5 protein-coding genes are annotated in these 4,385 nt (G+C 69.2%); 3 read left to right on the forward strand and 2 right to left on the reverse strand.

Annotated features, from left to right (window positions below):
• Positions 1-14: 14 nt before the first annotated feature.
• Complete coding sequence (locus ACGH2B_RS03540) at positions 15-653, reverse strand: LuxR C-terminal-related transcriptional regulator (protein ID WP_399083904.1); 639 nt, start codon at positions 651-653, stop codon at positions 15-17.
• A gap of 488 nt (positions 654-1,141) precedes the next feature.
• Here ACGH2B_RS03540 and ACGH2B_RS03545 point away from each other — a divergent pair, with 488 nt between their 5' ends.
• The gene (locus ACGH2B_RS03545; RefSeq protein WP_399083907.1) at positions 1,142-2,206 is read left to right on the forward strand and encodes a hypothetical protein; all 1,065 of its coding nucleotides are present in this window, start codon (positions 1,142-1,144) and stop codon (positions 2,204-2,206) included.
• Between the two features lie 184 nt (positions 2,207-2,390).
• Here the strand turns inward: ACGH2B_RS03545 and ACGH2B_RS03550 are convergent, their stop codons facing one another.
• A complete protein-coding gene (locus tag ACGH2B_RS03550) occupies positions 2,391-3,032 on the reverse strand; it encodes a hypothetical protein (protein ID WP_399083910.1) in 642 nt (213 codons plus the stop codon).
• A gap of 219 nt (positions 3,033-3,251) precedes the next feature.
• Between ACGH2B_RS03550 and ACGH2B_RS03555 the strand changes: the two genes are divergently transcribed.
• Positions 3,252-3,569, forward strand: coding sequence for a WXG100 family type VII secretion target (locus ACGH2B_RS03555; protein ID WP_399083913.1), 318 nt, complete (start codon positions 3,252-3,254; stop codon positions 3,567-3,569).
• Between the two features lie 153 nt (positions 3,570-3,722).
• Complete coding sequence (locus tag ACGH2B_RS03560) at positions 3,723-4,229, forward strand: hypothetical protein (protein ID WP_399083916.1); 507 nt, start codon at positions 3,723-3,725, stop codon at positions 4,227-4,229.
• Positions 4,230-4,385: the final 156 nt, after the last annotated feature.

A 4,385-nucleotide genomic window follows, 5' to 3' on the forward strand; every position in this document is an offset into this window, starting at 1 on the left:
CGCGTCCCGGGCGGTCAGTTCCGTTCGAGCAGTGCGGAACGGGCACGGCCCTGGCCCGGGGTGGCCAGCGGCGCCATTCCGCCCGCGCCGACCCGCGGGTGCGGATCGCGCAGCAGGCCCAGCTCGATGGCGGTACGGGTGAGGTCGGCCTTGTTGCCGACGTTGAGCTTGGCCCGGACGCGCTTGATGTACGTACTGACCGTGGCCTCGGACAGGCCCATCCGGCGCCCTATCTGACCGTGCGTCAGCCCTTGGGCGAGCAGCCGGAGCGCCTCCAGTTCGCGGCGGGCGAGCGAGCGCGGCTCGATGCCGCCGGGCTGCTCCAGCTCACTGCGCAGCCGCGGCACGAGCGTGGCGGAGAGGTGGAAGCCGCCGGTGACGACGGTGTCGACGGCGCGCAGCAGCTCCTCGTCGTCCACCTCGTCGGTGACGCAGCCCAGCACCCCGGCGCGGACGGCGCCCAGCAGGCGGTAGGGCTGGATGAAGCCCGACACCAGGAGCACCGGGGCGCAGGCGACGAGGCGGTCCAGGATCTGCGCCGGGGACTCCGCCCCCATGCCGTGGTCGTACGCGGGCGGGCTGTAGAGGATGGCGTCGGGGGCGCCGTCGCCCGGGGCGAACGGGAAGTCCTGCACGCGCTCCACCGTGGCCATCACCTCGACCCACGGAGCCCGGGAAAGCGCCCTTTCCAGACCGTACCGGACGAGATTCTGGCGCTCGACAATGACAATGCGCGCACAAGTGGACATGCGTATTCCTGTCGTCAGATCAACGCGTCGTTCCCCGATCCCCCGGACGGAAGACTAGCGGAGGACCGATGCGGTGAGACCCAACGTACCGCACCGATCGATCGTTTCCGAAAATCACGGTGAGACGAAACGGAACACAAGAACTCAGGCCGGCACGGAAAGTCCCGAACAGACGTTCCGCATAGCGAACGCGACGGGGGACATCGGCGCCCCGCGAGCCTCCGTCCCACGGTCGCACAATGGTCCGCCGAGCCCCGCACAATCGCCCTCACTCACCCCGGGACGGCAAACCCGCTCAGGGCGATTCGATTTCCTCCGGGGGACTTTTCCGATTGCCGGTGAGCGGTATTCTGCCGCTGTCCCTTACGGCAAGACAATTGGAGAGTACGTACGTGGCTGACCAGGAAAAGTCCCCGCAGCCCGCTGCCGGGGCGTCGGGGCGCCTGCCGGAGGAGGACCGGCACGGCTTCGTCTCCGCGTTCGTGGGCGGTGTCCGCCCCGAAGGCGAGCAGGGCAAGCCCGGCAAGCGGCTGCTGGCGATCGGCATCGCGGTCGTCGCGGCACTGGGGCTGGGTGCCCTCGCCATCGGCGCGCTCAGCAGCTCGGGCGAGAAGAAGGCCCAGGCCGGCAAGGTCGCGCCCGCCGGCGCCACCGCCAAGGCCGACCACCATCAGGACGGCAAGGAGTCCCGCACCGGGAGCACCGGCGGCACCGGGAGCACCGGCAGTACCGGCGGCGGCTTCGGCGGCACCGGAAATCTCGGCGGCACCGGCGGCGCGGGCAACCAGGACTTCCCCCTCGACGGGCGGCAGAACATACCCGGAGCGCCCATCACGGGCTCCTCGCACACGCCGCCGAGCCCGAGGGCGTCCGCCTCCGCCAAGGGCGGTCAGGGCACGTTCGGCACCCGGAGCGCCACACCGGCGTTCACCGCGCTGACCGGCTACGGCTGCCCGTCCACCCCCACCGCGGGGGTCTGGCTGAAGGACGCCAACTTCAACAAGAAGCGGGAGGGCTGGGTCAAGTCCGGCACCGGTGGCTACACCGGCTCCGGCTGCAACGGCCGCTACGTCTCCGTGCCGATGTCCGGCTCGGCGACGCAGTACGACCCGGCGCAGTACGTGCTGTGGAAGTTCAACTACACGGCCAAGATCAAGGGCGCCGCCGTCTGCCGGCTCTCCGTCTACATCCCCAACAACCCCAAGACCCTCTACGTCGGCGGCCACCCGGCCCACTACGCGATCTACGACTCCGACCGCAGCGGTGGCAAGGTGACCGCCTCGTTCGGCATCGACCAGATCAACAACCGCGGCAGGTGGCTGTCCCCCGGGACGTTCAAGGCCACCAGTGGCCATGTGACGCTGCGGATGTTCAACACGGGCGTCGACTACACGGCGGCGACCAAGTACGCGCACGACGTCGCCGGGCCGGTCCAGATCAACTGCGTACCGGCGTGACCTGGCACTCCGTCGCCGGGCCGCGGTGACGGCGGGGGGCGGGACGGGCGCCGTACGGTGCGCCCGTCCCGCCCCCGGGCAGGGCGTCCGGCCGTTCCCGGGGCGGGACGCCGACGGGCCGGGTCCCGGCCGTTCCGTGGGGGAACGGCCGGGACCCGGCCCGTTGTGGCCGGTGGACCGGGGATCAGTCCGTGATCGACTTACCGGTCGGCTCGGGGAAGGCGGACTGATGGTCGGCGTGGGCGTAGTAGCTGCCGGTGCGGTCCATCAGGACCATGTACCGGCCGACCAGTTCGATGGCGTTGGCGCACTCCATCAGCACGTTCTTCATGCCGGGGTACATCATCGGGCCGAATTTCTCCGCCGCTCCCCGTACGCCGTCGTCCGGCTTGATGAGGGGCTCCGGGTCGGGCTGGGCGAAGGTGGCTTCGTGCGGGTTGCGCTTGTCGATGTTCTGGTTCGGGCGCGGCCTGGGGATGGTGTCCTTGTAGGTCGCCTGCTCACCGAAGACCGTGTGGGCGGCGTCGGCCTGGAGGACGAGCGTCTTGAGCGCCTCGTACTGCGTCACCATGTCGGCGGAGGAGGTCCGCAGGAAGTCCATGCTGTCGGCGAGACCGCCGACGTTGACGACGAAGGCCGGGTGGGTGGGTGCCTTCTCGGTCTTCTTGTCCCCGCCGCCGTTGCCGCCGGACGCCGGCAGCTCGGTGGTGATGATCGGAGTCTCTCCCCAGAGCATGGAGAGGGTGGGCGGCGCCGCCGCGGTGGGCGGCGGTGTCTCATCGGTGCTCGACGCCTGCGTCGTGTCGTCGTTCATCGGGATGGGCACCCGGTGGGGACCGTATCGGGAGTCTTTCGGTTCCACTGCCACAGTTGCCCTTCCGCCATGATCATCCCGGGTGGAAACCGGTTCTGCCCATCTCATCGAATGCGGACCCTCCCGGGACAGGTCCCCGTTCGGTGACACCGTGACGCCCCGGAACAGTGACATGACCGGCATCGGAAGAGGGACCTGCATCGGGGTCACGCGTGCACTTAAAGTCACCGCGTGGCCTCTCGTACCCTCACCCTCACCGAGTTCCGGATCGAGCTGCACCGGCTCCACGACACCATCGGCACGGTGGCCGGATGCATCACCGCCATCGAGGCGGACACCAACGCCGTGAAGGAAGCCTTCCGCCGCGCGGAGAGCGTCTGGACCTCCCCCTCCAGCGCGACCTTCACCGGCCTCCAGACCGAGTTCAGCACCCACATGACGACGCTGGTCACGCTCCTGTACGAGATGAAGCGGCGGCTGAAGGCGGCGTACGACATGTACCACGAGGTCGAGGAGAAGAACACCAGGAACTTCAGCAAGAAGCACTGAGGGCGGCGCCCCGGTCCCGGCAGGGACCGGACGGCGCCCCCGCGTATCCCAGGTGTCCGCCGTGCCCCGGTCGCGCGGCGGACGTCGGCGTCCCGCCACCCCTCGAAAAGCCCGCCCCTGCGGCGGGCTTCCCCATACCGCCCAGGAGCAACGGTGAGCCCCAGCAAGGAAGAGCCCAAGTCCGACCCGCCCGTCACCTACGGCCAGGTCGGCGGCGCGCACCTGTCGATCAGCGTCGACGGTGAGGCGCTGCGGACCTACGGGGAGCAGATCGGCGGACCCGACGGCGGCGGTGGCCTCGTCGAAGACCTCGGTGACCAGGTGTCGACGATCTTCAAGGCGCTCGACGACCTCCAGCTCGGCTGGGCGGGCAAGACCCAGCAGGAGGCCGGGGTCTTCTTCGAGCGTCTGGACGCCTGCCTGACCCACCTCTTCGGGAAGGGCGGCGACACCGAGAGCCAGGCGAACAGCGTGCTGGCGCGGGTCGCCTTCTCACTGACGCTGGCGGGCAACAATTACCTGTCCGCGGAGGAGGCCTCGTTTCAGGAGTTCGGCGACTTCGCCTCGCAGCTCCTCTCGTGGTCGTGGGGGCAGAGCGGTGGCGGAAGTCCGGAGAACGTCACCGACAGCACGAAGTCCGCCATCGGCGAGATATTCTGACCCGTGAATTCGCATCATCCCGCTTTTCCCCGCTGACGCTCCGCTTGCGTTTTTCTTGCGTTTCGCTGACGTCTCGCTGATATTCCCAGCTCGGGCCTTGTCCGGGCGCACCTCTCCCCTTTTCCATTCCGCTCCTCCCCCTCAGGTGATGTCGCC

The organism is Streptomyces sp. BBFR2, assembly GCF_044497305.1.
Lineage (GTDB): Bacteria > Actinomycetota > Actinomycetes > Streptomycetales > Streptomycetaceae > Streptomyces.

Excerpts from the sequence above, each read along its gene's own strand:
- ACGH2B_RS03540 (WP_399083904.1), bottom strand. The coding sequence starts at position 653 with ATGGCCACGGTGGAGCGCGTGCAGGACTTCCCGTTCGCCCCGGGCGAC.